Origin of the sequence: Pseudoalteromonas sp. S3178 (assembly GCF_005886985.1) — a bacterium.
GTDB lineage: Bacteria > Pseudomonadota > Gammaproteobacteria > Enterobacterales > Alteromonadaceae > Pseudoalteromonas > Pseudoalteromonas carrageenovora.
The window spans coordinates 1-222 of sequence record NZ_PNCW01000529.1; the positions used below are offsets into that span (position 1 = coordinate 1).

Here is a 222-nt window from a genome sequence, read left to right on the forward strand (position 1 = left end):
TATTTATTTGTTCAATGTGGTTTTGTGCAAGAAGAAGCGCTTTTATTTGCTCTAAAGAGTGCAGTGTTAACAGGCTTTGAGCAAAGTTAGCTTGGTTTATTGCTACTAATGTTTTAATGGTACCTGATGTACCTAAGCATGTTTTCCAGCCGGTATTTAGGTAAGTCGCCGTGATGGATTCTACATCTTGTTCAGCCTTTATTTGTGCGTGATTAAAACGTT

The 222-nt window shown here is 37.4% G+C and carries 1 pseudogene; it reads right to left on the reverse strand.

Annotated features, from left to right (window positions below):
* Positions 1–222, reverse strand: a pseudogene (locus tag CWC11_RS22065) (exopolyphosphatase); the annotation flags it as partial.